The sequence below is a fragment of the Copranaerobaculum intestinale genome, assembly GCF_009831105.1.
In the GTDB taxonomy this organism is placed as follows: domain Bacteria; phylum Bacillota_I; class Bacilli_A; order Erysipelotrichales; family Erysipelotrichaceae; genus Copranaerobaculum; species Copranaerobaculum intestinale.
On sequence record NZ_WUUQ01000002.1, the window covers coordinates 564,104 to 590,475 of the forward strand.

Annotated in this window: 29 protein-coding genes; 1 reads left to right on the forward strand and 28 read right to left on the reverse strand. The window is 43.5% G+C overall.

Annotated elements, in window-relative coordinates; translation table 11 throughout:
* Positions 1-17: 17 nt before the first annotated feature.
* The 14 genes from GSF08_RS07550 to GSF08_RS07615 form a co-directional block, all read right to left on the reverse strand.
* Complete coding sequence (locus GSF08_RS07550; RefSeq protein WP_160625206.1) at positions 18-1,244, reverse strand: sensor histidine kinase; 1,227 nt, start codon at positions 1,242-1,244, stop codon at positions 18-20.
* On the reverse strand, positions 1,241-1,915 hold the full coding sequence (locus GSF08_RS07555; RefSeq protein ID WP_160625207.1) for a response regulator transcription factor: 675 nt from the start codon (positions 1,913-1,915) through the stop codon (positions 1,241-1,243). The genes GSF08_RS07550 and GSF08_RS07555 overlap by 4 nt, the downstream gene beginning before the upstream one ends.
* Positions 1,906-2,877 (reverse strand): PhoH family protein, encoded by a 972-nt coding sequence (locus GSF08_RS07560; protein ID WP_160625208.1) that lies wholly within the window; start codon positions 2,875-2,877, stop codon positions 1,906-1,908. Before GSF08_RS07560 ends, GSF08_RS07555 begins: the two co-directional genes overlap by 10 nt.
* 9 nt (positions 2,878-2,886) lie before the next feature.
* Complete coding sequence (locus GSF08_RS07565; RefSeq protein ID WP_160625209.1) at positions 2,887-3,813, reverse strand: sporulation protein YqfD; 927 nt, start codon at positions 3,811-3,813, stop codon at positions 2,887-2,889.
* Entirely contained in the window at positions 3,806-4,000 is a 195-nt protein-coding gene (locus GSF08_RS07570) for a YabP/YqfC family sporulation protein (protein WP_160625210.1), read from the reverse strand. The genes GSF08_RS07565 and GSF08_RS07570 overlap by 8 nt, the downstream gene beginning before the upstream one ends.
* Positions 4,001-4,095: 95 nt before the next feature.
* A complete protein-coding gene (rpsU, locus tag GSF08_RS07575; protein WP_002609166.1) occupies positions 4,096-4,275 on the reverse strand; it encodes a 30S ribosomal protein S21 in 180 nt (59 codons plus the stop codon).
* Positions 4,276-4,405: 130 nt separating this feature from the next.
* On the reverse strand, positions 4,406-5,887 hold the full coding sequence (locus GSF08_RS07580; RefSeq protein ID WP_160625211.1) for a UDP-N-acetylmuramoyl-L-alanyl-D-glutamate--2,6-diaminopimelate ligase: 1,482 nt from the start codon (positions 5,885-5,887) through the stop codon (positions 4,406-4,408).
* Between the two features lie 11 nt (positions 5,888-5,898).
* Positions 5,899-7,191, reverse strand: coding sequence for a tRNA (N(6)-L-threonylcarbamoyladenosine(37)-C(2))-methylthiotransferase MtaB (gene mtaB / locus GSF08_RS07585; RefSeq protein ID WP_160625212.1), 1,293 nt, complete (start codon positions 7,189-7,191; stop codon positions 5,899-5,901).
* Positions 7,192-7,383: 192 nt separating this feature from the next.
* Positions 7,384-8,160 (reverse strand): hypothetical protein, encoded by a 777-nt coding sequence (locus GSF08_RS07590; RefSeq protein WP_160625213.1) that lies wholly within the window; start codon positions 8,158-8,160, stop codon positions 7,384-7,386.
* Between the two features lie 77 nt (positions 8,161-8,237).
* Positions 8,238-8,978: a pseudouridine synthase gene (locus GSF08_RS07595; protein WP_160625214.1), complete on the reverse strand. Its 741-nt coding sequence runs from the start codon at positions 8,976-8,978 to the stop codon at positions 8,238-8,240.
* A 63-nt stretch (positions 8,979-9,041) separates the two neighbouring features.
* Positions 9,042-9,554, reverse strand: coding sequence for a spore maturation protein (locus GSF08_RS07600; protein ID WP_160625215.1), 513 nt, complete (start codon positions 9,552-9,554; stop codon positions 9,042-9,044).
* Positions 9,541-10,119, reverse strand: a complete 579-nt coding sequence (locus GSF08_RS07605; RefSeq protein WP_160625216.1) for a nucleoside recognition domain-containing protein — start codon at positions 10,117-10,119, stop codon at positions 9,541-9,543. Before GSF08_RS07605 ends, GSF08_RS07600 begins: the two co-directional genes overlap by 14 nt.
* The gene (locus GSF08_RS07610) at positions 10,110-11,111 is read right to left on the reverse strand and encodes a D-alanyl-D-alanine carboxypeptidase family protein (RefSeq protein ID WP_160625217.1); all 1,002 of its coding nucleotides are present in this window, start codon (positions 11,109-11,111) and stop codon (positions 10,110-10,112) included. Before GSF08_RS07610 ends, GSF08_RS07605 begins: the two co-directional genes overlap by 10 nt.
* A 143-nt stretch (positions 11,112-11,254) precedes the next feature.
* The gene (locus GSF08_RS07615; RefSeq protein ID WP_160625218.1) at positions 11,255-12,094 is read right to left on the reverse strand and encodes a hypothetical protein; all 840 of its coding nucleotides are present in this window, start codon (positions 12,092-12,094) and stop codon (positions 11,255-11,257) included.
* An 85-nt stretch (positions 12,095-12,179) separates the two neighbouring features.
* Between GSF08_RS07615 and GSF08_RS07620 the strand changes: the two genes are divergently transcribed.
* A complete protein-coding gene (locus tag GSF08_RS07620) occupies positions 12,180-13,250 on the forward strand; it encodes a tetratricopeptide repeat-containing glycosyltransferase family 2 protein (protein WP_249805957.1) in 1,071 nt (356 codons plus the stop codon).
* A gap of 13 nt (positions 13,251-13,263) precedes the next feature.
* Here GSF08_RS07620 and scpB read toward each other — a convergent pair whose 3' ends face one another.
* The 14 genes from scpB to GSF08_RS07690 form a co-directional block, all read right to left on the reverse strand.
* Positions 13,264-13,809, reverse strand: coding sequence for an SMC-Scp complex subunit ScpB (gene scpB / locus GSF08_RS07625; protein WP_160625219.1), 546 nt, complete (start codon positions 13,807-13,809; stop codon positions 13,264-13,266).
* Positions 13,802-14,539 (reverse strand): segregation and condensation protein A, encoded by a 738-nt coding sequence (locus tag GSF08_RS07630; RefSeq protein WP_160625220.1) that lies wholly within the window; start codon positions 14,537-14,539, stop codon positions 13,802-13,804. Before GSF08_RS07630 ends, scpB begins: the two co-directional genes overlap by 8 nt.
* A 226-nt stretch (positions 14,540-14,765) precedes the next feature.
* Positions 14,766-14,951 carry an FtsX-like permease family protein gene (locus GSF08_RS07635; RefSeq protein ID WP_347337990.1) on the reverse strand — a complete coding sequence of 62 codons (186 nt, stop codon included), beginning with the start codon at positions 14,949-14,951 and terminating at the stop codon, positions 14,766-14,768.
* Between the two features lie 98 nt (positions 14,952-15,049).
* Entirely contained in the window at positions 15,050-15,811 is a 762-nt protein-coding gene (locus GSF08_RS07640; protein ID WP_160625222.1) for an SDR family NAD(P)-dependent oxidoreductase, read from the reverse strand.
* An 88-nt stretch (positions 15,812-15,899) separates the two neighbouring features.
* A complete protein-coding gene (locus GSF08_RS07645; RefSeq protein WP_160625223.1) occupies positions 15,900-17,252 on the reverse strand; it encodes a spore germination protein in 1,353 nt (450 codons plus the stop codon).
* A complete protein-coding gene (locus GSF08_RS07650) occupies positions 17,252-17,605 on the reverse strand; it encodes a SpoVA/SpoVAEb family sporulation membrane protein (RefSeq protein WP_347337991.1) in 354 nt (117 codons plus the stop codon). The genes GSF08_RS07645 and GSF08_RS07650 overlap by 1 nt, the downstream gene beginning before the upstream one ends.
* A complete protein-coding gene (spoVAD, locus tag GSF08_RS07655) occupies positions 17,602-18,600 on the reverse strand; it encodes a stage V sporulation protein AD (RefSeq protein ID WP_160625224.1) in 999 nt (332 codons plus the stop codon). The genes GSF08_RS07650 and spoVAD overlap by 4 nt, the downstream gene beginning before the upstream one ends.
* A 2-nt stretch (positions 18,601-18,602) precedes the next feature.
* Positions 18,603-19,043 carry a SpoVA/SpoVAEb family sporulation membrane protein gene (locus GSF08_RS07660; protein WP_160625225.1) on the reverse strand — a complete coding sequence of 147 codons (441 nt, stop codon included), beginning with the start codon at positions 19,041-19,043 and terminating at the stop codon, positions 18,603-18,605.
* 106 nt (positions 19,044-19,149) lie between these two features.
* Positions 19,150-20,130, reverse strand: coding sequence for a GerMN domain-containing protein (locus GSF08_RS07665; RefSeq protein ID WP_160625226.1), 981 nt, complete (start codon positions 20,128-20,130; stop codon positions 19,150-19,152).
* Between the two features lie 44 nt (positions 20,131-20,174).
* Entirely contained in the window at positions 20,175-20,933 is a 759-nt protein-coding gene (gene murI, locus GSF08_RS07670; protein WP_160625227.1) for a glutamate racemase, read from the reverse strand.
* A complete protein-coding gene (locus GSF08_RS07675; RefSeq protein WP_160625228.1) occupies positions 20,908-21,942 on the reverse strand; it encodes a M15 family metallopeptidase in 1,035 nt (344 codons plus the stop codon). Before GSF08_RS07675 ends, murI begins: the two co-directional genes overlap by 26 nt.
* Before the next feature lie 82 nt (positions 21,943-22,024).
* A complete protein-coding gene (locus tag GSF08_RS07680) occupies positions 22,025-22,216 on the reverse strand; it encodes a helix-turn-helix domain-containing protein (RefSeq protein WP_249805958.1) in 192 nt (63 codons plus the stop codon).
* A 38-nt stretch (positions 22,217-22,254) separates the two neighbouring features.
* Positions 22,255-24,045 (reverse strand): excinuclease ABC subunit UvrC, encoded by a 1,791-nt coding sequence (uvrC, locus tag GSF08_RS07685; protein WP_160625229.1) that lies wholly within the window; start codon positions 24,043-24,045, stop codon positions 22,255-22,257.
* 1 nt (position 24,046) lies between these two features.
* On the reverse strand, positions 24,047-26,371 hold the full coding sequence (locus GSF08_RS07690; RefSeq protein WP_160625230.1) for an endonuclease MutS2: 2,325 nt from the start codon (positions 26,369-26,371) through the stop codon (positions 24,047-24,049).
* Position 26,372: the final 1 nt, after the last annotated feature.

Here is a 26,372-nt window from a genome sequence, read left to right on the forward strand (position 1 = left end):
AGACAGGTTATCACCTGTCAAATGCATTTCAATTTAATATGAAAAGCGGTTCCTTGATTAACTTTGCTTTCTACCTGAATGGTTGCGCCATGGGCTTCAACAATGGATTTCACGATTGCTAAGCCAAGCCCTGAGCCACCGGTATGACGGGAACGGTCGCTGTCGACTCGATAAAAACGCTCGAAGATCCGATCAAGCTGTTGATCACTCATGCCGACGCCTTCATCCTGGATCGTTACAATGACATAATCATCATCACCCCGGGTACGAACCGTAATGGTACCGTGATCACTGTATTTAATCGCATTAGATAATAGATTTACAAGAATCTGAGAAAATTTCTGCGGATCCAAGAAGATTTGTCCACACCAGCCAAAATCCGTCTTAAGTACCAGTTTTTTCTCCTGCGCCAGCGGTTCCATAGTTTTCACGGCGGTATTCAACAGTTCTTCCAACAATACATGATGCCGGTCAAGAATCGGATCACTGATAGACATGCGGGATAATTCCAGCATATCCTTGACAATCAGATCCAACCGCATGATTTCTTTTTCAATCTGCTCCAGAAAATCTTTCTGTACCGCGTCATCATTAAAATCATCACGATTCAAAATTTCGACCATGCCGCGGATCGCTGCGATCGGCGTTTTTAATTCATGCGAAGCATCCGCAATAAAACGCTTCTGCATCTTTTCCCCAAGCAATGTCCGTGTAATATCCTGTATCAGAATCAGACAGCCGCTGAATCTGTCGTGTGACAGGATCGGCACACTGACTAATTCATAATCCCGCTCACGAATCCGTTTCTGTTTGTTTAGTTCCTTCTCAAAAATAAACGCATCTTTCAAAAACTCCTGGATGGTCTTATCAAAGCCATTCTTCAAATATGTCATTCCTTTGATATCCGTTAAAGAACCAAAGGTTTCCATACGAGTATTATATAGGACGATCTTGCCAAACTGATCAAGCATCAGAATCGGATACGGCAGTGCCTGAACCATGGTCAGCAGCTGTTTCTTCTTCATTTTGGCATCATTGGTAGTCGATCGGATCTGATTCATGAGATCCTGGCTTTCCTTTCGTCCTTCTTTTTCGATTTTCGTTTCACTGAAAAACCAGATGGCTCCGCAGCCAATCACCAATATGGTGATTAAAACATAATCATTGATTGCAAAATACGCCTGTAAGGAAATGCCGCAGATCCAGGCAGCCAGCAGCAGTAATACTTTTGTTTCGGTTTTCAATCATTCACCTCCAGTATGTAGCCTACTCCCCGTGATGAGCGTATGGCCACATCCGCCTTGCTGAGTTTGCTGCGGAGCTTAAAAATATGCACATCGACGATACGAGTATCCCCATCATAATCAAATCCCCATATATCGTTTAAAATCTGATCTCGGGACAGTACGATCCCTTGATTGCGAACCAGATATTCCAATAGATCAAATTCCTTTTTCGTACAGGTCAGCACTTCCTTATTCACGGTAATTTCCCGGCGCCGTAAAGAAATATGCACCTTCCCGGCATCTAAGCCATCCGCTTCCCGTTTGCCTAAACGCTTTACGTGTGCCTGGATACGCGCCAAAAGCTCCCGCGGTGAAAATGGTTTCGTGATATAATCATCAACCCCGGCATCAAAAGCCCGCAAAATATCGCTCTCATCATCGCGTGCTGTCAGCATGATCATAATGCTGTCAATCCCGGCACTGCGAAATTTCTGCACCAGCGTAATGCCATCCATTCCCGGCAGCATCCAATCGATGATCATCACATCGAAATGCTCCTGCATGCCTGACCGCAGCGCTTCCTCACCGTCTCTGCACTCTACGATTTCATAATCGGCACGCAATAGATCATAAGCGATGATCTTGCGAATATTTTCTTCATCCTCAATTAATAAAATTCTTACTGACATTCATTTTCCCTGCTTTCATAACGTTCAATGATTTTTTGTACCAAGGGGTTGCGCACCACATCAAGCGAAGTCAATTCCGCAAACGCTATGCCCTTGATTCCTTCCAAGATCGTTTTGGCGTCCATGAGTCCGCTGTCCTTTTTCTTGATTAAATCAATTTGTGTAATATCACCGGTTATTACAATCTTGGATTGAAAACCCATTCGGGTTAAAAACATCTTCATTTGGGCACGGGTCGTATTCTGTGCTTCATCCAAGATGATAAAAGCATTATCCAGCGTACGTCCTCTCATATATGCAAGCGGTGCAATCTCAATCACTTCTTTTTCGATCAGCCGCTCTACCCCTTCATTACCCAATACATCGTTGAGGGCATCATACAGCGGTCGTAAATACGGATCAACCTTCTCCTTTAAATCACCGGGAAGAAAACCTAAATTCTCACCGGCTTCCACTGCCGGCCGGGTCAGAATGATTTTTGATATTTCCCCTTTTTTCAATAGGGTTGCCGCATAGACCACCGCCAAGTATGTCTTGCCGGTACCGGCAACACCGGTCGCAAATACAATTGGTTCTTTTTCCATACAGCTGCACAGATAACGCTGACCCATGGTTTTGGGATAAATCAGCTTACCGCTCATCGTTCTTCCGACTGCCTTTTGATAAGTCGTGCAGAGCCGGTCTAACTGTCCGCGCATCGCGAGGGTTGCACAGTAGATGACATCGCGTTCATTTACAGCAATATCATGGCGCAGCATATCACAAAGCGCCCGAATGGTTTCCTGTATCTGTTTCCCCACCTCATTAGATGTTCCAATTACAATCAGTTCACCGTCACGCAGTGTTATCTCACATGCAAACAGATCTCTTAAAATCTGCAAGTAAGCATCGTTGGTGCCGCAAATCTGATGCAGCTCATCCATGCTGATATCTCCTAATTCAAAATGATATTTTTCACTCATGCAGTACTCCTATCTGGGTGTCGATATATCCTCATATACAGTATATAAAACACTTAGCCTTATTGTACCCGCATCTTCTTCGAATTGCAAAATATTTTCTTTCTGGATGCGATCCCCCTTCAGAAAGTTATCACTGATTTTGAGCCTTGCCTCAAACAACAGCTGATAGAAATCAAATGCCTTGGGAAGCCTGCTGCGAGGCATCGTTACATCAATTTGATTCCAGGTGTACCCATAAACTTTTCCTTTTACATAGAGCTCCTGTGGTTTCTGAAAGCTGTCCGGCATGATATTAGACACCAAAATATCACCCTTTTTAACATAATCATTGATTTTAAACATTTTATTGCCGTGCTGCAGATCAAATCCGGCTATGACCGCATCCTTACGGGCAATCAGTTCTTTATGAGATAATTCTTCGATTTCCGCAAATTCCTTTGGGGTATAATAAATCACATAACGGCTGCCCTTCTTCACGATCTCCAGCCATGCAATATCATTTTCCAGCTGTTTTTTCAGTTTTGCCTTGACATCCTTTACGCCATGATCTGTAAACGGCGGAACCTTATCCATCTTCACTAAAGTCTTACGTATCAATTCTTCACTTTCCTGTTTATCCCCGCGGATTTCCACCGCAAACACCGTTTTGGATAATCCAAACCAAAGCAGGCATGACAAAAGCAGCGCCAGTACTCGGGATGGACGACGCAGATTACGCATAAATAAGCCGATCGCTCCGGTTGTACGGCGCAGCCGAGCCGTTTCATAGACACGCTCAATATCGTGACGCTGAAACGGTGACGCATAGAAACGAAGTTGATGATGCTCCTCATGTACATCATAAATGACCCAGTCATGACGGTGTGCCATCTGTAAAAATCTGGTGAGTGATGTATGTATGACCCATTCATCTAACCCGATGATCTTCTTATTCATGAAACATCACCGCTTCAAATATTCCCCGTATTGCGATCTCATCCTTGCTCATCGCTGTGATTTCCAGCTTTTCACCGCGGATGACAACGCGCTGCTTCTTGGTCTGAATTTCAATCTGATGACTGTCAACATTTCCGATTGCCGTGTAATTTTCAATCATGATCTTATTATACTCAATGGATATCACAACATCACCTCTCTATAAAGTACGCAGAAAGATGCTGTTTTATGATGCATCCGTTATTTTATAAAACCAACAAAAAAAGCGGACATTCCGCTTTCTTATTTTCCGCGACGTGCTTTACGTGCAGCCTCTGATTTCAATTTGCGACGAACGCCCGGCTTTACGTAAAACTCTCTTTTGCGTGCCTCAGCAAGGGTTCCATTTCTTGATACTTGTCGTTTAAATCTACGTAAAGCATCATCAAGAACTTCGTTTTCTTTCAGTACAACTTTCGGCATTATTTACCCTCCCTTCTGATGCAAGCACACTTATTATATATAAGAATCTGGTAAAAAGCAATAAAAATGTAAAAAGTTTCTTTATTTAAAGGCTATTTTTCACTTTCTTTGCAAATATCAACCAAAATCTCTACTCTTTGTCCTCGGATTGCTCCTCAAAATCTTCTTCTATGCCCAGATAATAGCGGCGCAGTACATCATGTGCAGCGGCGTGATCCCCCATCCAAGCTTCGGTTCCATGAAGGCGATCCATGAATACTTCATCACCTTTACCCAAAATCAGTACCGTATCATTTACATTGGCTGACTCAATGGCCTGACGGATCGCATCATAGCGATTCTCAATAAATATACAGTTTGTATCCACGACCCCGCTTTTGATCTCATTGGCAATTTCCCGCGGATCTTCATCACGCGGATCTTCTTCCGTTAAAATGATCGAATCACAATATTTACTGCTGATTTCACCGAATACTCTGCGCTTCTTTGTATCCCGTTTGCCGGCCGAGCCAAATACCGCGATAATGCGGCGCTGCGGATCGGTAATGCTGTCAGCATACTCATATATTTTTTCAAATCCATCCGGGGTATGGGCATAATCGACGATTACATTAAATGGTTGACCTTCATCTATGCGCTCCATACGGCCGTCTACCTGCTCGATATGATCCAAGTAAGGTATCATTGCTTCTAAAGTCATACCTGACTCACACATGCCCGCAATTGCGGCCAGCAGGTTATAAATATTGTAGGATGCCATGAGATTGGTATGAATTTCATAGGTCTGACCATGAGCGGCCAGCACAAATTCACTGCCATTGGTTTTCAGCTTAATATCATCAGCCCGATAATCTGCATCATTGGCAATACCATAAGTCACGACCCGCGCATTGCATACCTGCCGCAGCTCATCATAGTAAGGATCATCGACATTCAATACACATACGCCATCCTTTTTCACCATTTCAAACAATTTCTTCTTTGCATTGAAATAATTCTCCATCGTACCGTGATAGTCAAGGTGTTCATAGGTCAGATTGGTGAAGATCGCTACATCAAAATCAACGCTCAGTACCCTTCCCTGATCTAAACCATGACTTGATACTTCCAGTGATACTGCCTGCATCCCGGCATCTACCATGTCTTTCAGCGTTTTATGAATAAATATTGCATTCGGGGTCGTATGCTCCGGCTGCAGGTCTACATCTCCATAGCGGATCGCAATGGTTCCGATATAACCGGTCGGCATATAATGGTTAAACACATCACGAATCACCGTTGTTGTGGTGGATTTTCCGTTGGTGCCGGTAACGCCGAACACCTTCAAATGACGGCTGGGGTGATCAAAGAAACGGGATGCCACCTGATTCATCGTCGTCAATACATTTTCTACCTTTATGTAAACAATATCAGCCTTGGTTTTTGCCAGTGGCTTACTGTGAACTATGCATATCGCTCCGTTTCGGATTGCCTGATCGATAAAATTATGACCGTCATTGATCATGCCCTCCAAACAAAAATACATCGCTCCCTTGCTCACATCGCGGGAATCCATGCTTAACGATTTGATATCCAGGTCTGGTGCCTGATTAAATATTTTTGACAATAACATGAGGTTCCTCCTTATTCACCGATCAGCACATCATCCGCATCCAAATCGATCAGCGTGACTTGCTTCATGGTATGTAAAGCTGTTTCATCGCCCGCTACCTTCACCGGCAGATATTCACTGGTATGACCAAACAGCCACCCTGGCTCTTTGCTTTCTTCAAGCAGTACGTCTACCGAGTGATGAATAAACTGCTGCTTATATGTATGATAGAGCGTCTTACTGAGTTCATTCAGCCGTGCCGCCCGTTGTTTCTTAGTACGGTTATCCAAATGACCGCTCATATCAGCGGCTGCGGTATGATCGCGCTTGGAATATGGGAATACATGCAGAAAAGACAGCTGCAATTGTTGAAGATTGCGGCAGGTATTTTCAAAATCCTCTTCACTTTCCTGCGGAAAACCCACGATAACATCCGTAGATATTGATATATCCGGCATCAGAGCACGGATGTGCTCCACCCGTCTTTGAAACCAATCCATACGATATGGACGATGCATCAGCTCCAGCACATGATCACTGCCGGATTGAATCGGTATATGCAGATGACGAGCCAGCTTTGGCTCCTTCGCCATATACATTAGCAGTTCATCGCTTATTTCATTCATTTCAATTGAAGAAACACGGATGCGCTCCAAACCGGAAACCTCATCTACCATTCGTTTCAGCAAGGTCAACAGATCGGTACCCAGATCCCTTCCGTAACGACCGGTATGAATACCCGACAATACGATTTCACGATGCTGATTAGCAGTCAGATTCTTCGCCACGGCGATCGCCTGATCGATTGGCAGGCTTCGCTCAGCTCCCCGAGCAAACGGAATAATGCAATAGGAACAAAACTGATTACAGCCATCCTGAATCTTCAGATAAGCACGGGTCTGACGATGAAATCGCGATATGGGAAGTGCTTCAAAGGTTCGGAGGCTGCGGACATCATGAACGATCTTTTGCGGCTTTCGATCCTGTAGGGCTGATTGAATCAGCTGGGGCAAAAGAACCTTCTGATCCGATCCGATCAAAATATCGATCTGTTCCGCTTTGGCTAAACGTTCACTGTCCACTTGGACATAACAGCCTACCACGGCAATGAAAGCATTCGGATTGAGTGCTTTTGCCTGATGAATCCGCTGCCGGCTTTTTGCTGAGGCAGTGTTGGTCACCGCACAGGTATTGATGATGTAGATATCCGCAATCTCCTTAAAGGACACCTCCCGATAACCACATTCCAATAAGCCCTGCACGTACCCTTCTGATTCATATGCATTAACTTTACAACCGAGCGTACTAACGGCAAAAGTAACCATTCACTCACTCCTTTTGCTAAACATTATACAACAAACAGGTATAGAAAGGAAGTGTATTTACATTCAACACACAGATAGAGCAGCTTCATCAAAATGGCTTCGATCCATCATCGTTAGATAAAAAATGAGTTCGTCTTTAGTATACAGCGTAAACTCTATTGCATACAAAAAATAACAGCAGGACGGCCGCTGTTATTTCTGCTTCTTATTTAATTTTATAATTTGCTTATTCAGCTTTTTTGCGAACTTTTCATTGACCAATTTTTGTTCGATCATGAATTCCATCATCGATTTGACATCCTCACTGACATAACATGAAATCAGAATTTGCAGCTTTCCGTCATCGACCTGACCGATACAGGAAGGATCAAGCGATATCGTATCAATGCATATTCCAGCTTTTACGATATATAAACGATTAACCAGCGGATGATAAAGCACGGTTCCCCGCTCGCAGGTTGCAATATAACGACAGCTGCAAAAATCACTTTGATACAGGATATCCCCATAATAATCATCAGCCACGATGATATCCTTAAAGTCAGTGCGGAAGCGGCCATATTGCTTTAAATCAAAAAGCACCATCTCATCGCGGTAAACACGATTCATACGTTCATCAAAAATCGGAATATAGATATCCTGATCGTGAAAACGAAAGCTCTTTAAGGAAGTCTTTAAGCGATCAATATCAACATTCACCTGATGCTTACGCTCCTGATAGTCCAGATCTTTCCAATAATCAAACATACTGACATAGACATTACGAAATGTATCTTCAAACTGATGCTTGTTCAGCAGACTGTAATACAAAATTTCATTTTGAAAACAAGAAAATTCATGATCATTTTTCCAGTCCAGCTGCTGTTCCTTGAGAAAACTGTGCATGGTATCCAGAAATTTCTGATATTCACTGTTTTTTATCAGCTGGGAATCAAACTGCTTATTCAGCTGTTTTAACAGTTTTTGCATAATCTTCACCTGACCTTTTACAAGCATACATAGTAACGCAAAATCATTGTGCATGCAAACATTTTATCCGCAAATGATCAATCGACGTTAATCAGTTTTCCCTCTTCCGCAAGAATGCGCAATTTTTTTATTTCAAATGGTTTTAGTCTGCGATATTGTCCCTGTGACAGATCATCAACCCTAAGAAAACCCAGTTGGGTGCGGTGCAGCCGCCGAACCTCAAAGCCCAGCGCTTCCATCATGCGCTTGATCTGGCGGTTTCGGCCTTCGTAAATTGTAAGATCAAAAGACATCTGATTTTTTTTCAGGTCCTTTTCCGTCATTTTGATTTTTGCCGGGAGCGTTTTTACTCCATCGTCCAATACGATGCCCTTTTGAATTTGCTTGATCTGAGCATTGTCCAAAATCCCATTGATCGTTAAATTATATGTTTTTGCGATATGATAACGAGGATGAATGATCATATTGGCAAATTCGCCGTCATTGGTTAACAGCAGTACACCGCTGGTATCATAATCAAGACGGCCGACAGTAAACAGCCGTTCCTTGCCTTCGATTAATGAGACAACCGTCTGCCGATGAAATTCATCCTGAGCTGTGCACATGGAGCGTTTCGGTTTATTCATCACATAATATACCTTGTTTTCCTTCTCGATGGCCTTGCCGTCCACCAAAATGACATCTCCTTTTTTTACTTTAAACCCAAGTTCCTTAACAACCTCTCCATTGACCTCAACTCTGCCTTCCACAATATATGTTTCTGCTTTGCGGCGCGATGCAATACCCGCAGCAGCAATCACTTTTTGTAAACGTTCCATACCTGCACGTCCTTTCCTGACCATTATTGTAACCTATTCTTTAGGGAAAGGAAAGCGCCGGTTTCAGGAAAAGAACATCAATGTCAAAAAGATGGCCATACCGATTCCTGCGACATCAGCCATCAGTCCGATGGCAAGTGAATTCTTGATTTTTTTGATCCCGACCGTTGAAAAATACAGCGTAATGACATAAACCGTAGTATCCGTAGACCCTTGTATGATACTGGCCATAATACCTGCCAAAGAATCGACTCCGCTGTTTTTAAAAATATCGATCAGCACGGCCAAAGAGGCACTTCCGGAAATCGGCCGAAAGAAAATCATGGGGAAAATTTCTGATGGAAGCGTTGGAATCAGACGCGCTACCGCCTGTGACAATAAGGTCATCAGTCCGCTTTCACGAAGCAATGTAATTGCACACATCATCGCAAGTAAAGCCGGATAAATGCTCAGAAATAGTGAAATGCCTTCTTTCGCTCCATCAACGAAGGCTTGATAGGCGTTCACCCGTTTCCATAGCGCACACAAAACGATCAGCAGCAGCAGTCCCGGAAGTAAGTAATCAGCGATCGCCATGATGATTCCACCACCGATCTATCGTCAGTCCGACAAAGGATGCGAAAAATGTTGAAAGGATTGCAAACGGCATGAATCCGGTGACATCCTGCGAATGGAAAGAAGCTCGTAAGGCGATCAAGGTCGTTGATAAGACGGTGACGCCGGCGGTATTTAATACTAGAAAGGTCACCATGGAACGTGTCGCTGTCTTCGGATCAGGATTGTGCTTCTGCATACCGTTCATGGCTTTCAGTCCGACCGGTGTAGCTGCCGAGCCAAGACCAAACAGATTGACGGTAATGTTCGCTGCAATATAGCCGAGCGTTTCCTTATCCTCTTTGATGTCAGGAAACAGCCAGCGCAATAACGGTGAAAACAGACGTTCCAATTTTTTCAGCAAGCCTGCCTCTTTTGCCACATTCAGCATCCCATTCCAAAAACAGGTCATACAGATCAGCGGCAGTACAAAATCGAAAGTATCCTTTCCGATGTTGATGACAACCTGATTAATCAAATCCACCTTACCGCTCACCAATCCGAAAATCAGAGCCAGTGCAATCATAAACAGCCAAATTATATCCATGGTATCACCCGCTTCCAAAAGGATTTCTCTGGTTTCTTCCGAGCTGTAATTCGATAGGTTGACGTTATGTCATTCTTACGTACCTTCACGACAAGCTTATTTTTTTTAAATTCAGCACTTGCTTCGATTTGATCCGGATGCTCTCGCGGCGTCAGTACACGAATATCCTGCTTGATTGTAAAGATATGGTTTCCGGCGTGATAGGTTCCTTTTTTCAATACCGTGATTGCCTTCATTTTTGCGAATGCTTCGGTATGCTTCTGTTCATGAAACTTGAAGTCATCGGATACACCCAAGGTTACGACCACTGTTTCCAACTGCTGATTGCTGGCGCTTGTTACCAAGGTTCTTCCAGCGTGCTTAGTGAAGCCTGTCTTGCCGCCGGTTGTAAACGGATAGTCAAACAGCAGTCGATTCTTGTTTTTCCAGCGATAATTCCATTCACTCGTATAATACTTCGATCCGCAAATCGTACGAAAGATATCATTTTTCATCGCATAGGACATCAGGATCGCCATATCATAAGCAGTTGAAATATTCCCTTCGCCTTCATCATCCAGACCGCTTGCATTATGAAAGATCGTATTTTTCATCCCGATTTTTTCTGCCTTGCGATTCATTTCCTTAACAAAAGCTTCTTCACTGCCACTGACTCTGGTTGCGATTTCAACAGCTGCATCGTTGCCGCTTCTTAGCAGCAAGCCATACAGCAGTGACTGCATAGACACTTTTTGTCCCTTTTGTAAGTAGATGCTGCTTCCGTGTGCTTTCATTACCGCATTTGACACATTCCATGTGTCACCGAGTTCATCCTGTTCAATGGCAATGATGGCTGTCATGATTTTTGATATGGAAGCCACGCTCTGCCGCTCATGCATGTTTTTTTCCTCGATGACCGTATTGTCATCGTCACCTAACACACAATAGGAATTCGCCTGAACCTCCATTGTGAACGATGTCAAACAGATTAGTAAAATGATCAGCTTTTTCATGGTATCACCCGTTTATCAGTATATGAAAGGATTCCTGTATTTCAGAATACCGTTTTGTTAAGAACCAAAGGATATTTACTTTTTCTTTAAATTTCGATCCGCAAATATTAAAAAAGCATGTGTTTTCACACATGCAGTTTGTTTTATTTGTCAAAGATAAGTTTTTGCAAGAGGAAATAACCCGCAAAAAGCAACACTGCTCCGCTCAGCATCCATAAGGTATACTGATTCAGCTGCGGGGCCGCAACCTCAAAATACACATTTGTGATCCTGCCGATCATGGCATCCGAGGGAGCCTTAAAAAGCTTGATCAACAAACTGACGCAGTAAATACCGATGCCGCTTATGGATAAAGCAATCGCACTGCTGCGCATCCATTTCATCCGTTCCCAACTGAAAATAACCAGCAGGATAATACCAACTCCCACCATCACCAAGCCCAAGCTCTGTACGGTATCAGAAGCAAACCAGGATACCAGCTCCATGAGCTTCAGCACCGAGGGTGACAGCTGTTCTCTACCGGTTTGAATCGCCTGATCATAAAGAGGCTGCAGATCAATATCCTTTAACAGAAAATCGACGAATGATTCCTGATCAGCGAGCGGAATATCTGCCGGAAGCAATTCCTTCACTTCCGTTTCATGCTTTTCCAGAATCTTCTTAATATCATGATCCAGATCCGGAACCGTACCCTGCCCATCCGCCAAAGCACTCAGAATGTTGACACTGTAATCATGAACGATCTGCTGCAGCTGCTCATCCTCTGTAATTTTATTTTTGATTTTTTGAAATTGTTCTTCCGTCTTTGCATCAAAGGTAAATTGCCGGTCAAAAATCGAGGTTAAAGTCACATCTTGAAATGCGATCTTCATCAGTCCTTTTGTCAGCATCGACTGACAGACCATATAACCGGATACAAGACATACACCGCTGATCATAAAGACTACGGCAATTATTGAAATACTTTTTTTCATTGCTTTCATAAGCATCACCAATTATATTATAACAATGATTTTCTATTTGTACTAATCCAATCGTCAAACATATACTATGAAGAGGTGATTGAGAATGGAAATCAGTCTTTGCATGATTGTAAAAAACGAAGCGGATGTATTGGCACGCTGTTTAAAAAGCGTTTCAATGCTCGTGGATGAAATCATTATTGTAGATACCGGATCAAACGACGAAACCAAAGAAATCGCCAAACAATTTACTGATCAAATTTATGATTTTACCTGGGTGGATGATTTCTCCAAAGCTCGTAATTTTGCTTTCGCTAAGGCTACTAAGGACTATCAAATGTGGCTGGATGCTGACGACATCTTCAAAGCAGCGGATCAACAGGCGTTTTTATCCATGAAGGCAGAATGGGACGATCACATTGATATGGCAATGCTGAAATACGATGTTGGATTTGATGAACAGGATCATCCCACCTTCTCTTATTATCGGGAGCGGATCATGAAACGATCAATGCATTATCAATGGGTTGATCCGATTCATGAAGTAATTCCCCAGCGTGGAGAGATTCGTTATTTCCCGATTGCCGTATCTCACAAGAAGCTCCACCCAAGTGATCCTGACCGCAATCTTCGCATCTTCCAAAAAATGCTGAGTAACGGCATTCTTCTCAACTCCCGGCAAACCTTTTACTACGCGCGTGAATTGTATTACCACAAGCAGTATGAAGCCGCAATTCCACTTTTAACGAGCGTTTTGAACGGTACGGATACCTGGCTGGAAAATCGTATTGATGCGGCTCTAGTATTGGCATCCTGCTATCAGGCATGTAACAATAGCAGCAAGGCAAAGCAAACTCTGCTCACGACCTTTTGCTATAGTACTCCACGAAGTGAAATCTGCTGTGAGCTTGGACATCTATTCTTTCATGAAAAGGACTATCAAAATGCGATATATTGGTATGAAGCAGCACGAACTCAAAAACCAAAGGTGGAAGACGGCGGATTTCATCAAATTGATACCTACGACTATATTCCCTGTCTGCAGCTTTGTGTCTGTTACGACCGTCTGCACAATCCGGACAAGGCAATCTATTACAATGAACTTGCCGGAACGATCAAGCCAAATGATCGTCGTTATCTTTACAATAAAGAATATTTTAAAAAAAAAGACCGCTGATCGGCGGTTTTCTTTAAATATCTTCGAATAAGGATTCTTCAAATTCTTCCTGCATATCCGGAAGCTCCGGTAATTCTTTCAAGCTTTCCAGCTTGAACGCATCCATAAACTCCTCTGTGATTTCATAGAGGAACGGACGTCCCGGAATTTCTGCCCTGCCGCATTCCTTGATCAATGAACGGGCAAGCAGCTTACGAATCATCATATCACACCCAACCCCACGGATTTCTTCAATTTCCGTACGCGTAATCGGCTGCTTATAAGCAATGATCGCCAGCGTTTCCAGTGCAGCCTGAGATAAGGTGGACATCCGGCTGTTTGTAAATAACTTCTCGGCATAGTCATGGATACATTCCTTTGAAACAAACTTATAAACTTCTCCAAAATGCACAAGTTCAATTCCATGCGATTCATCCAGGTATTGATCCATCAGCTGATTCAACCCGGATTCCACTGACTCACGATCACACTCGATGGAACCGATCAGCTGGTCAATCGTAAGCCCTTCATCACCGCTGAGGAACAATAAGCCCTCTAACACCGTTAATATATTATCCATACACCGCTTCACCTCTTATAATCCAAATTGTATCTTCTTCATCAACTGTAAATGTAATATCTTTATGTTTGATTAAATCCAGCACTGACAAAAAAGTAACGATGACCATGTGCAGATCGACGCAATCCTCACAGAGCTGATCAAAACTCATTTTACCTGTCCAATTTGCAAGCCGCTGCTTGATTTGAACCACTCTTTCATCCAGTGAAAGCTCCTTGATCGTCATTTTCGTTTCATACGGACGCATGATAGCCTGACGGCGAAGCACCTTATTCATCGCCTTAATGAGATCATACGGATTTCCGCTGTAATCCTCTTCTACTGTGGTTGTCGACCACTTCATCGCTTCTTCACTGATCGGCTTGCTCATCATCATCTGGCGCTTTTCATACTGATCCTGAAATTTCAACGATATTTCTTTGAAACGCTGATATTCCAATAATCGCCGTGCTAGCTTATCCCGCTGATCTTCTTCATATTCTTCTTCAATAACCACTTTTTCCCGGGGCAGCAGCTTTTTACTTTTATATTCAATAAGTCCGGATAATTCAATCAAATATTCACTGGCAATTTCCAAATGCATGGATTCCATGGCATTGATGTATGTTAAATACTGATCGGTCAGCATATTCATATCCAGATCAAACAGATCAAGCTTATTTTCTTTCACCAGATGCAGCATGAGATCCAACGGTCCTTCAAACTGATCGATCATTATCTGAAATGTCATGAAATCACCTCGGAAATCATTATATCAAAAAAAACTATGTTTTAATATATTTTTCTTATTACCTAAGATCGATACCCAAAGTTTATCATCATGAAAAACACACGTATTTCACACCGCATACTGTATGATGACCCGCATGTGAGTTTGGATAAGCATCAATAAAAAAACAGCCTAACGATTACTCGGTAAGCTGTTTTGTATCATTCATCTAAGCTTTTTTCAATTACTATTCATTTTTCGCTTGTGAGCGCTGGATCATTTGATATAACTGTTTGCTGCTCATACCGATCGAACGAAGCTGTGCAAACTCATGTTTGCGCAGCAGCATGCTGATCATCATGGTAATAACGATATTCACAGTCATCACAATCAACAAAAAGAAAGATAAAAAGAATAGGAACAGCTGAATCACATGTATGAAACTACAAAAAAGGCTTGTCTTTCCTTTGAGGAAATATCCAAGCCTATTTCATACATATCTGCTGTTTAAAAATTTATTTATCCAAATAATTATATAATGATTGCACCGTCTACAGATAATACAGTGCCGCTGATATAACTTGCTAAGTCGGAAGCTAAGAACAGGAATGCGTTCGCGATATCTTCCGGCTCGCCCAAACGCTGCATTGGGATACCCGCTGCCATGCCGGCAATCAATTTCTGATCCAAAGCCGCTACCATATCCGTTGCGATGATGCCCGGTGCTACCGCGTTTACACGAATGTGCATAGGCCCCAGTTCTCTGGCCAGTGATTTTGTCATACCGTTGATAGCAAATTTACTAGTAGGATATGCTACGCCGCTCTTTTGTGCATATAAACTGACGACCGAACTCGTATTGATGATATTTCCGCCACCGTGCTCTTTCATGCTGGGCACAACCGCACGAATCATATTTAATGCCGATGATACATTGATATCCATGACGTTATGAAAATGCTCATCGTCATACTGAAGCAAAGGCGTTGCATCCGAAACTCCAGCATTGTTGATTAATACATCTACTGATCCAAATTCCTTTTCAATTTCGGCAATTACGTCTCTAACTGCCTGAGCATCGGTTAAATCCGGATGATAGCCCTTGACCGGATAATCTGAATTCTCTTCCATCAATTTTGTCATTGCTTTGTCTACGGTTTCCTGCCGGGAACCGAACAATGCTACTTTTGCACCTTCCTTTAAAAATGCTTTTACTGCCGCAAATCCGATACCGCGGGTTCCGCCGGTTATAACAACGACTTTATCCTGCAGTGATGTAAATGTTCCACTCATTTTGAATCTCCTTTCTTTACCTTTTATATGTGAATATTATAACATGTCTATACCAAATAGGCAAAAAAAAGCCTAAATAAAAGGATAATTAAGGCTTTTTAATCTGAATGGGACTGCCAAAAAAGATTTTCTTCAGCGCTTTATAAGAAAACGGAAGAAATGGGTATAAATAAGGATACTTTACGGTTTTTGTAGACATTAGGATAAGAATATGTAAAAAGATGCCCAAACAGAAACCCTTCAATCCAAAAAGCAAAGAGAGCGCACCGATCAAAATACGAAATGCTTTATTTGCTAACGATAATTCATAGCTTGGAGTAATCAAATTACCAATATTAACAAGGGCAATCATCGCCAGTATCTCTTTGGTTGTCGCTCCTAATTCCACAGCGGTATCTCCCAGCAAAAAGACGGCAATAAATCCCATGATGCCTGATAGTACCGTCGGTGTGTGAATAAGCGCCTGACGGATCCATTCCACAACAATATCCGCAAACAGGATTTGAAAGGCAAATTCTGCCGGTTTGATTTCCAGAAGCGGAATCGCAAGCATGGTTGGGTTATGAGTCACATTGATAACGATCCAAAGCGGAATCAGATATAGCGAAAAGAAAATACCGATCAGCCGGATAATTCTGGTAAAACAAGCGATCAACGGTGTCTGCGTATATTCTTCAATCTGTTTTGTCTGTTCAAAAAAGGTTGTTGGGATAATCATGGCAGTTGGTGAATTATCAACTACCACAACCAGATAGCCCTGTAAAAGATGAATCGAACAGATATCGGGCCGCTCGGTATAGCGTACATGCGGATAGGGATTCATTGTTTTACCGTATAACTCCTCACATAAATTGCGCTCCGATAAAATTTCCGTTTCATCCAGATTTAACAAACGATTTTCAAAGTCCTGTAAAATATCCGGATCAACGAGCTTTTCAATATAGGCATACGCAATATCAGTGCGGGTTTTTACACCTTCTTTATTCAAAATAATACGCAGCCGCGGATCGCGAATCCGTCTTCTCAGCAGACCGACATTTAAAATAATGTTTTCGACAAAACCGTCATGACTGCCGCGGATGCTTTTTTCTACACTTGGCTCCGCTGTCTGCCGGGACGGATATTGTCTTGTTTCAATACAGTAATACTTCTCATCACCAGCTATGATCACTACACACTGTCCGCTTAAAATTTGTAAGATTGCTTTATGCAGATCGGTGATTGCATCGACGCTGCCTGGATAAAAAGTTACCGAGAGTCCCTTTGAACCGGTAATTACCATGCTTTCAATGATTTCCGCAATCATCTTGCTGTCGGTTAAGGATGATAGAAAGATCGCCCATGCTTCCGTCTGTTCGATATGCACATGACGAAACACGAGGTCAAAGGAAGCTGCTAATTTATCTTGAATCGCAGCGCAGCGAGAATCAAGTGTATTCATCAGCTCTTCGGTTTAAAGATAACCGCTGCTAAGAATGCGAATAAGATACCGCTGGTAATGCCGGCTGCGGTTAGATCAAACATTCCCAGGGCGATTCCGATCAAGCCGTTTTCCTGCGCAGCAGCTAATGCGCCATGAATCAACGAATGTCCAAAGCTGGTTATTGGCAAGGCTGCCCCAGCACCTCCGAAGGTCAACAGCTTGTCATATAGTCCAAATACATCAAGAGCAGCTCCCAGCACGACAAATAATGAGGTAATATGTCCGGCAGTCAATTTGGAATTATCATAAATCAACTGACCGGCCAGGGATATTCCTCCACAGACCAGAAATGCATTCACAAATGTCATCATTGCGATCCCTCTCTTTCATATACGATTGCATGAGCGATACATGGCACACTCTCCTTTTGCTGAATCGCTACTGGAGACAAAAGAGCCCCGGTCGCGATTACCATAATTCGCCGATACTTACCTTCCTCCAGTTCTTTCAAAAGCTTTGCCATCGATACACACATACTGGATGCACAGCCGCTGCCGCCACAGAAGACCGGCTGCTTTTCAATATCGTAGACCATCATGCCGCAATCAAATAGTTTATTTTGCAGATCATAGCCTTTTTGTACGAGCAAATCACACAGAAACGAAAAACCAAGCTTTGATAAATCTCCGGTAACGATCAGATCATAATCATCAAAACCGCGCTTGGTATCCTGAAAATGTGTGAGCAGTGTATCAAGTGCGGCCGGGGTCATTGCAATTCCCATATCATTCGCATCGGTATGGTTCCAATCAATGATTTTCCCGATTGTGAAGTCTGTTACCTTGATTGCAGATTTCTCGTTACTGAGAACGATCGCTCCGGCACCGGTTACGGTTAATGTCGTCGTCGGCTTTTTTTGAATGCCGTATTCATTGGGAAACCGAAATTGTCGTTCTGCCGTATTGGTATGGGAAGATGTAAAAGCCAATGCTTTTTTAGCCATTCCCTGTTCTACTAATAAAGCAGCTTCACCGATTACTAAGGACGATGTTGCACAGGCGGCATACATACCGATAAAAGGCACCTGTAGCTGACGGGCAAAATAATGGGATGAGGTCAGCTGATTGATGAGATCACCGCCGATTAAGATATCAATATCATCAATTCCCAGTTCAGCCCGGCGAAGTGCATGATCACTGGCACTTGTCAGCAGTGCCCGCTCTGCTTTTTCAAAGGTACTTTCCCCGCAGTAAGAATCATCAAAGGTCTGATCGAACAATGAACCGATCGGCCCCTCTTTTTCCAATTTTCCTCCGGCTGTTCCCCTGCCGTTTACATATACATGTTGAAAATGAAATGTTGTCATATTTAACCTCCAAACAGGACATAGCGAATCATCCCAAAGATAAAGGCAGAAGCGATTCCATAGGTTAATACAGAACCGGCCAATTTAAACATATTGCCGCCGATTCCATAAATTGGACCCTCGCTTCGGCCCTCCATCGCGCTGGCAGTTAAAGAATTGGCAAATCCAGAAATCGGAATAAACAGTCCAGCTCCGCAAATCTGCGCCATTTTATCAAACAGACCTAAGCCGGTCAGAATTGCCGTGATCAAAATAACGGTCACGATCATTGGGGCAACCGCATTCTTCTGCGAAAAACCGCAGAAATTTTCATAAAACAACATCAGCAGCTGTCCGAAGATGCCCATGCAGCCCCCGCTGATAAATGCAATGAGTGCCTGCTTTCCCTTATTTTGCTTAGGCACGTGTTTCTGTGCCGTCTGCTTTAAATTACGTTCGTTCATTTGCATACCTCCTACCCTGCTAGTATGCGCGGGAAAACGGCCTTTATCAGGATTTGACCAGAGAAATAAAAAAACCGATCCCGTAGATTCGGAATCAGTTGTTATTTTAAAAGGCGGTGCGATTATAGGAAAGCGAGGATACCGATACCGCTTCTTCATTAGAGCCGTGCAGCGATACGACAACATCATCGACACAGACTTTTACCTTATCCACGCCGGATATCGTAGCTAAGGATAAAACAAGTGTCTCGTAGGCCTCCTGCTTAGCAGCACGATCTTCACTCAAAATATTTTGATTCAGATTAACAACGAGCGTATTCCCTTCCATATAGGCTTCCTTACTCATCTGCACCTGATCGGCAAACAATGGCTGTTCAAGGCCTGAGGAAACACTGATATCAGCAAGGACTGCCTTTACCTGATCGTTTATGGATGCCTGATCAGCCTTGATACGGTTGGTTTTCGGTACATAATATACATCATTGCGTATCTGTTTCGTATAGAATACTGTGAGCGGCTGCGTATTAAACAGCTCGGTTGATGCGGTTTCAAAATTATTGATGCCCAGCGTACGATCCATATGATCGGTTATCGGTGTTTTGCCAACCGGCATTTCCGTAAGCAGTGTCCCGTCTATTGCAAATGCAACCTGTTTCACTTCTGGAAATTGAGTAGCTCCCCATACGAGCGATTCGATCACCCGCAGCTCTTCTGCTTTTTTGTAAGAAGCAAATTGCTTATTAAAATTCAGCGTTGCTTTGCCATTCTTAATATCAGCACTTTTTAATGCCGCGTTCTTTTGGAACAGCTTGCGAAAGGCTCCCTTTTCATGATTATGATTCATATAGCTCACCATTGTCTTCAGTTTATCCGGCAGCGATAAATCCGAATCTACGGGAATGCTGAGCGGTACCAGTGTCTGATCCTGATCAGGCATATAAACCTGTAACATCGGGGTACTGCCATCGGCAATCACGAGCTTCTGATCACTTTTATCCGGCAGCATAATCACGGAAAGATAGGTGATCATAGCGACTGCCGCAAAGAGAAAAACAATTTGTTTTCGATATTGCGTTACTTTTTTCATAATTCACACCTCAGTAGAGTATATGAGAAAGCAACAAAAAAAGACTAAGATGAAAGCGTTAATTCCTTAACATCATAATCTTTTTTGATAATGGTTTGAATCTGTCGATGCATCAGCTGTGCATCCTTCGTGGTATAGATCGTAACACTTCCCGGTTCATCATGCTTTACAAACGGTACCGATTTCACCACCGCCGCATCTGAATCATAAACCGGTACCTGTATGATCTGCTCGATTTGATCTTTTACGATCGGATAATGGGTACAGCCCAGTACTACAGCATCAACCTGCCCCTGATACGGCAGCAAATATTCTTCTAGGGCTTCCTGCAACGCTTCTTGACTGCCTTCGTTTTCCAGCAGCGGAACCAGCTTTACCGCTGCGACTTCATACACCTCACAGGTTGAAAGACGGCTAAGGATGGCGTCTCGGTATGCATGGGCTGCGACCGTTTTTGCTGTTGCCAGCACCAAGACCCGCTTTACATCCGATGGTAGCTCCTTCACCGTCGCATCGATAATACCGTGTAGCTTCATATGCGGATACTCTTTGATTAAGCTATCCAAGGCATTGGCACAGATCGTATTACACGCCACAATGACATCTTGGATGCCCTGTGACTGAAAATAATTCAGCAGATCACAGGCATAAGAATGAATCTCTTCCTTACTTTTATCACCGTAGGGAGCATGCTGCTGATCACCGATAAATACATAATCGTAATTCGGATAGGCATTTACACAGGCATTCAGAACCATGATCCCGCCAAGCCCCGAATCAATCATTCCCAGTCGTTTTTTCATCTTCAAATTTCATATCTTCAAACAAGATATTCTCCTTATTCATTTTCTTGGCATTGCCTTTACCAACATAACGTATCGTATACGGCTGATACAATTTGCCGGTACGTGTCTCCTTATCCTTTGGATAACGAACGATAAAACCATATTTATAGGCATTTTCCGCAAGCCATTTCGCTTGTTCTTCTTTTCCTAACGTTTCTGAATCCGGTGCTTTTCCATCTGCTTCGGCAACTGTGAAGGTCACAGTATATCCCAACTGATGTTCACTATAGCCGGGATAATCCTCATATTTCATAAACGCATCCTGCCCATAGTGCAGCAGTGCTGCTTCATAGAGCGGCTGCTGTTCCTCATAACTCACATAAGCAGATGTAACGATCATGTTTCCGCATGTCTTACCGTTTATCGAAGCAGCGCCTTCACACAGCTCCTTGAGCGGTTCGATCGCCTCCTGCCGCAGCTTCATTGAAGTACCCGTATGAGGTACGTCACTTAATAAAGCCAGATCCTTAGGTTCATAGCGAAACCACGTTCCATTTTTTGAACGCATGGTAGAAAGCTGAGAGGGATCACTGATCAATTTTTCACTGCCCATAAACCCATCTCCATTGTCATAGAAGTCCTCCAGCACAGCGTACGTATAATTACTGAGCAGCTCCGGCAATGTAGTATATGACATATTCTCCCGATACTTGTTCACAAACGTAACGATATCCTGATTTGCCGCATCCTGTGTATGCTTCGCCACATCATACCAAAGCGTATTGCGCAGCTCAAAACCCGACAGCTGGATATACGGTAAAAATTGTTCCGGCTGGATTTGCTGGGACGTCAGATAACCGATATCATCGGTACTTAATTTCTGCACGATCAGCTCTCTATCACTCTTTGAAAGCTTTGATTCATAAGGATAGCGTGCCAGCGGGTCATAATGCTGATTCATGGTGACAAAGCAGACACCGAACAAAATCAGCAGACTGCCGATAAACAGAATACGTTTCAGTTTCATTGACAAACACCTCGCTGACTATTATAACATATTTTCAGGTATGAATAAGCTAAGAAAAAGAAAAGTGAAATTCACTTTTCTTCTACAATGATAATTCCTGCAGCTTTAACAGCTCCACAACCGCCTGTGCACGTCCCTTGACGCCCAGCTTCAGCATCACATTCGATATATGGTTACGTACGGTCTTGTCACTGATCTGCATGATGGCCGCTATCTCTTTTGTACTATAATTCTGAATTAACAGATTAAATACCTGTTTTTCTCTTTGTGTCAATATTCTCTGCGTACAGATACCCCCTATACAACTGATGCTTACAGTTCATCATATGCGGAATCTGTACTTTGGTCTGGGTTATGCAGAAGATTATAAACATTTTCTGCCACCGTTTGCGGTACAACCTGGGCGATTTCCTCGATCGTAGCAGCTTTCAGCTGCTTCATCGACTTGAACTTCTTCCAGATTTCTTTTTTGCGGACATCGCCGATTCCATCGACCTCATCAAGAATCGATTTCGTCAACGCCTTGGAACGTACCCGGCGATGATAGGAAATGGCAAAACGATGCACCTCCTCCTGCATTCGGGTTAACAGAAAGAAAAGCGGTGAATCCCGGTGTATCGGAAGGATGTTACCGGCACTGTCAATCAGATTGGAGGTACGGTGATGATCGTCCTTGACCAGTCCGCAGACAGTAAGCGGTATTTCAAGCGCGTCCAGAATTTCCTTAGCGGCACTGACTTGTAAGGAGCCACCGTCCATAATCAATAGATCAGGAAAGCGTCCGTCTTCCTTCAGCAGCCGGAAATAACGCCGATAGACAACCTCTTTCATCGAATCCAGATCGCTGATATACTGACCTAATTTAAACAGGCGGTAATCCTGTTTGGACGGCTCTCCATCCTTATAGACAACCATTCCGGAAACATTAAATGTACCGGAAATGTGAGAATTATCAAAAATTTCAATACGATGTATTTCTTTTTGAAACAGGTGCGATAGCTCTCGCATTGCCTGCTCCTTTTCATTCTGCTTTCGCTCCATCAGTTCAAATTTCTGGAGGTGCGCATTTTGCGCATTCTTTTGAACCATATCAACCAACTTTTTCTTATCCCCGCGAAGCGGCTGCAGAATCTTTACTTCCAGTACTTCAGATAACTGGGTTATTCCATATTCCGATGGCAGAAGCAGTTCCTGAGGATAAGGATGCTGCTGATAATACTGAACGATAAACGAAGTAAAGGCTTCATCTGCTTCCTCATACAGCGGGGTAATCGACAGCGTACGCTCCAACATCTTGCCGCCCCGCAGGAAAAACCCCTGAATGGAGATATAGCCCTTATCGAAATAATAACCAAACACATCTCGATCCTTACGATCCTTAAAATCAATCTGTTGACGAGCCGTCACATGCTCGATCGCCTGAATCAGTTCCAGCTTCTCCTGCGCTTTTTCAAATGCCAGTTCTTCCGTTGCCTGATCCATTTCCGATTTCAGCTGATCCAGAATATCTTTGACATCACCCTTTAAAAATTTACGGATTTGCTGTGCCATCTGCTGATAAAGTGTTTCATCGACCTCCTGAATACATGGACCCAGACATTGATGCAGATGATAATACAAACACGCCTTTTTAGGAAGAGTACGACATTTACGCAACGGATATAAGCGGTTCAAAAGCCGCATCGTCTGCCATGCCGCTCCAGAATCCGGAAAAGGGCCAAAGTATTCAGCCTTTTTATCTTTGGTATTGCGCACTACCTTTAATACCGGTGCCTGCTCTTTGGTCAATTTGATATATGGATATGTTTTATCATCCATAAACATGATATTATACGGCGGAGTATGTTTTTTTATCAAATTGATTTCCAATAACAGCGCTTCTTTTTCACTTCCGGTTACAATGTATTCAAAATCATCAATATTAGATACCAATTTCTGCGTTTTATAATCATGCGCTCCGACAAAATACTGCCGTACGCGATTTTTTAATATTTTGGCTTTTCCGACATAAATGATATCTCCGGCTTCGTTTTTCATTAAATAGCAGCCGGGGAGCGCCGGCAGAATTGCCAGCTTGTCAGATACCTTTGCCATGTTGGCCATATCAGTGCTTTCCCTTCATTTTCAGGGTAACAACAGTCGCGCCGAGTCCGCCCTCACCTTCGCCGCCGATACGGAAGGCTTCCACCCGGGCATGATGCTTGAGGAATTGATGCACCCCTTTGCGCAGTGCTCCCGTGCCGTTGCCGTGAATAACGCGAACCACTGACACCTTGGCAAGGATCGCATTATCAAGATATTTGTCAATCACGGGCAGCGCCTCATCAACATACATTCCAAGCAGATTTAGTTCCAGAGGAAAGCTTTGATGGATCGCTTTTGAATAGGAAGTCTTGGTCTTTTTCATCACAGGCCGGTTAGCATGGGTCAGCTCTGATAATTTGACCTGCATTTTCAAGCCGTTGCTTAATACGGTTGCCTTTTCCTTCTGGACTGCGATAATTTCTCCAAAATAACCGTGTTTCAAAAGCTGGACATAATCACCGACCGCAAAATTTTCTTTGATTGAGGATGGTTCCGGTTCACGCTCTTTACGCAAGGCATTCAACTCGGTTTTGACCGCTGTAAGTTCATGCGGCTTCACATCCGCACTCATCGCCTTCAGCCGGGCAATGATTTCCTCACCCTCAGCCTGCGTGGATTCTATCAATTCTTCTGCATGCTGTTCGGCCTTTTCAAGAATTCGCACCCGTTCGCTTTGAAGCTTACGGCGCTCGTTATTCAATTCCAGCTGAAGCTGCAGCGCATCCGCTTTCATACGAGCCAGCTGCGTTTTGTCATGTTCTGCCTGAAGAAGAGCTTCTTCCAGCTTTTCCATGAGCCCCTCCTGATCAGTGCGGTTCGCTTCTTTATAAGCACGGGCCCGCTCGATGATCGACTCTTTCAGATGAAAGCGACGGGCAATTTCAAAGGCGTTGGACTGGCCGCTTAAACCGGCGATATAACGATATGTCGGTCGCATTGCTTCCACATCAAATTCGACACAGGACAACAAAACATCATCGCATTTTGCACCATAGGTTTTCACCTGCGAAAAGTGAGTCGTGGCAATCAGCGTACAGCCACGTTCCCGCAGTTCATCTAAAATTGCGATGGCCAGACTCTCACCTTCCTTGGGGTCAGTGCCGCTTCCAAGCTCATCCAACAGCACCAGCGATGTTCCGGTAGCGTGACGGCAGATCATCGCCAGCTTAGACAAGTGAGAAGAGAATGTCGACAGGGATTCAACAATGGACTGATCATCACCGATATCGACATAAATATCATCATAAAGCGGAATTTCCGCTTCCTCAGCCGGCAGCGGCAGTCCACACATCGTCATCGCAGCGAACAAGCCGATGGTTTTCAGCGTTACCGTCTTTCCTCCGGTATTGGAACCGGTTATTAATAAGGTACGATGCGGCAGAGCGATTTCATACGTATTGGCAACGACCTGTTCAGGGTCGATCAATGGATGCCGCGCCGCCTTTAAATAAAGACGATCCTTGTTTGACGTAATAACACCGACACATCCCTGTACTTGTTTGCCCCACTTTGCTTTCGCAAACAAAGCATCTAATACCGCACACGTATCCAGATTTGCCAAAAGCGACGCGCTGTCTTCTTTTACTAACTGAGACAGGCCAAATAAAATACGGTTTACCTCATCGTGTTCTTGACTATGCAATGACTGCAGGCGGTTATTTAGCTGTAATAAGCATTCCGGTTCCACATATGCAGTCTGACCGGATGCGCTTTCACCGTGGATGAATCCCGAAATGCTGTTTTTTTCTGATATTTTCACCAATACACAGATTCGTTCATTACGAACTGCCGTTATGGTATCGGTTAATTTCGATCCGTTTGCGGAAATGAATTTCTGTACCTGGGAAGATATTTGCGCCTGGAGTGTCTGAATAGCTCGGCGAATGCTTCTCAGATCGCTACTGGCGCCGTCTAACACCTCGTCGTTAACAGAAATACAGGATTCGATTTCGCTTGCCAGTTTACCCGTATCTGCGAACGCGGTGATCAATTCATCTAACTCCGGAGTTTCGATTTCACTTGCCTTCATATATTTGATGATTGCAGCGATTGCACGAATCCCATCGGCAATACGACGCAGTTCCGCTGCGGAAAGGGTCATATCCTTTTTTGCGATCGTGACGCTCTCACTGATATCACGAATTGCGCCAAACGGCATATCTCCATAACGGATGACCATGTTTAACGCTTCCTGCGTACGGCGCAGCTCGCGTTTTACATATAACTCATCAAAACTGGGAACCAGATTTAAAATAGCAGCGCGTCCGAGTGAAAAGGCACACTGCTTTGCCACCTGTTCAAAAATTAAGGGCAGTTCCAAAGCTTCTATCTGTTCTTTTTTCATA

Coding starts and splice junctions, on each gene's coding strand:
- mtaB (WP_160625212.1), bottom strand. CDS start 7,191: ATGGTTACTTTTGCCGTTAGTACGCTCGGTTGTAAAGTTAATGCATAT.
- GSF08_RS07640 (WP_160625222.1), bottom strand. CDS start 15,811: ATGAGTGGAACATTTACATCACTGCAGGATAAAGTCGTTGTTATAACC.
- GSF08_RS07665 (WP_160625226.1), bottom strand. CDS start 20,130: ATGAAAAAAGTAACGCAATATCGAAAACAAATTGTTTTTCTCTTTGCG.
- GSF08_RS07565 (WP_160625209.1), bottom strand. CDS start 3,813: ATGAATAAGAAGATCATCGGGTTAGATGAATGGGTCATACATACATCA.
- GSF08_RS07630 (WP_160625220.1), bottom strand. CDS start 14,539: ATGACATTTCAGATAATGATCGATCAGTTTGAAGGACCGTTGGATCTC.
- spoVAD (WP_160625224.1), bottom strand. CDS start 18,600: ATGACAACATTTCATTTTCAACATGTATATGTAAACGGCAGGGGAACA.
- uvrC (WP_160625229.1), bottom strand. CDS start 24,045: ATGGCCAACATGGCAAAGGTATCTGACAAGCTGGCAATTCTGCCGGCG.
- murI (WP_160625227.1), bottom strand. CDS start 20,933: ATGAAAAAACGACTGGGAATGATTGATTCGGGGCTTGGCGGGATCATG.
- GSF08_RS07615 (WP_160625218.1), bottom strand. CDS start 12,094: ATGAAAGCAATGAAAAAAAGTATTTCAATAATTGCCGTAGTCTTTATG.
- GSF08_RS07650 (WP_347337991.1), bottom strand. CDS start 17,605: ATGATGACATTTGTGAATGCATTTCTGGTCTGTGGAGGAATATCCCTG.
- GSF08_RS07660 (WP_160625225.1), bottom strand. CDS start 19,043: ATGAACGAACGTAATTTAAAGCAGACGGCACAGAAACACGTGCCTAAG.
- GSF08_RS07555 (WP_160625207.1), bottom strand. CDS start 1,915: ATGTCAGTAAGAATTTTATTAATTGAGGATGAAGAAAATATTCGCAAG.
- GSF08_RS07605 (WP_160625216.1), bottom strand. CDS start 10,119: ATGGATATAATTTGGCTGTTTATGATTGCACTGGCTCTGATTTTCGGA.
- GSF08_RS07580 (WP_160625211.1), bottom strand. CDS start 5,887: ATGTTATTGTCAAAAATATTTAATCAGGCACCAGACCTGGATATCAAA.
- GSF08_RS07645 (WP_160625223.1), bottom strand. CDS start 17,252: ATGAATACACTTGATTCTCGCTGCGCTGCGATTCAAGATAAATTAGCA.
- scpB (WP_160625219.1), bottom strand. CDS start 13,809: ATGGATAATATATTAACGGTGTTAGAGGGCTTATTGTTCCTCAGCGGT.
- GSF08_RS07620 (WP_249805957.1), top strand. CDS start 12,180: ATGGAAATCAGTCTTTGCATGATTGTAAAAAACGAAGCGGATGTATTG.
- GSF08_RS07675 (WP_160625228.1), bottom strand. CDS start 21,942: ATGAAACTGAAACGTATTCTGTTTATCGGCAGTCTGCTGATTTTGTTC.
- GSF08_RS07610 (WP_160625217.1), bottom strand. CDS start 11,111: ATGAAAAAGCTGATCATTTTACTAATCTGTTTGACATCGTTCACAATG.
- GSF08_RS07600 (WP_160625215.1), bottom strand. CDS start 9,554: ATGGCGATCGCTGATTACTTACTTCCGGGACTGCTGCTGCTGATCGTT.
- rpsU (WP_002609166.1), bottom strand. CDS start 4,275: ATGCCGAAAGTTGTACTGAAAGAAAACGAAGTTCTTGATGATGCTTTA.
- GSF08_RS07595 (WP_160625214.1), bottom strand. CDS start 8,978: ATGGAACGTTTACAAAAAGTGATTGCTGCTGCGGGTATTGCATCGCGC.
- GSF08_RS07560 (WP_160625208.1), bottom strand. CDS start 2,877: ATGAGTGAAAAATATCATTTTGAATTAGGAGATATCAGCATGGATGAG.
- GSF08_RS07690 (WP_160625230.1), bottom strand. CDS start 26,371: ATGAAAAAAGAACAGATAGAAGCTTTGGAACTGCCCTTAATTTTTGAA.
- GSF08_RS07590 (WP_160625213.1), bottom strand. CDS start 8,160: ATGCAAAAACTGTTAAAACAGCTGAATAAGCAGTTTGATTCCCAGCTG.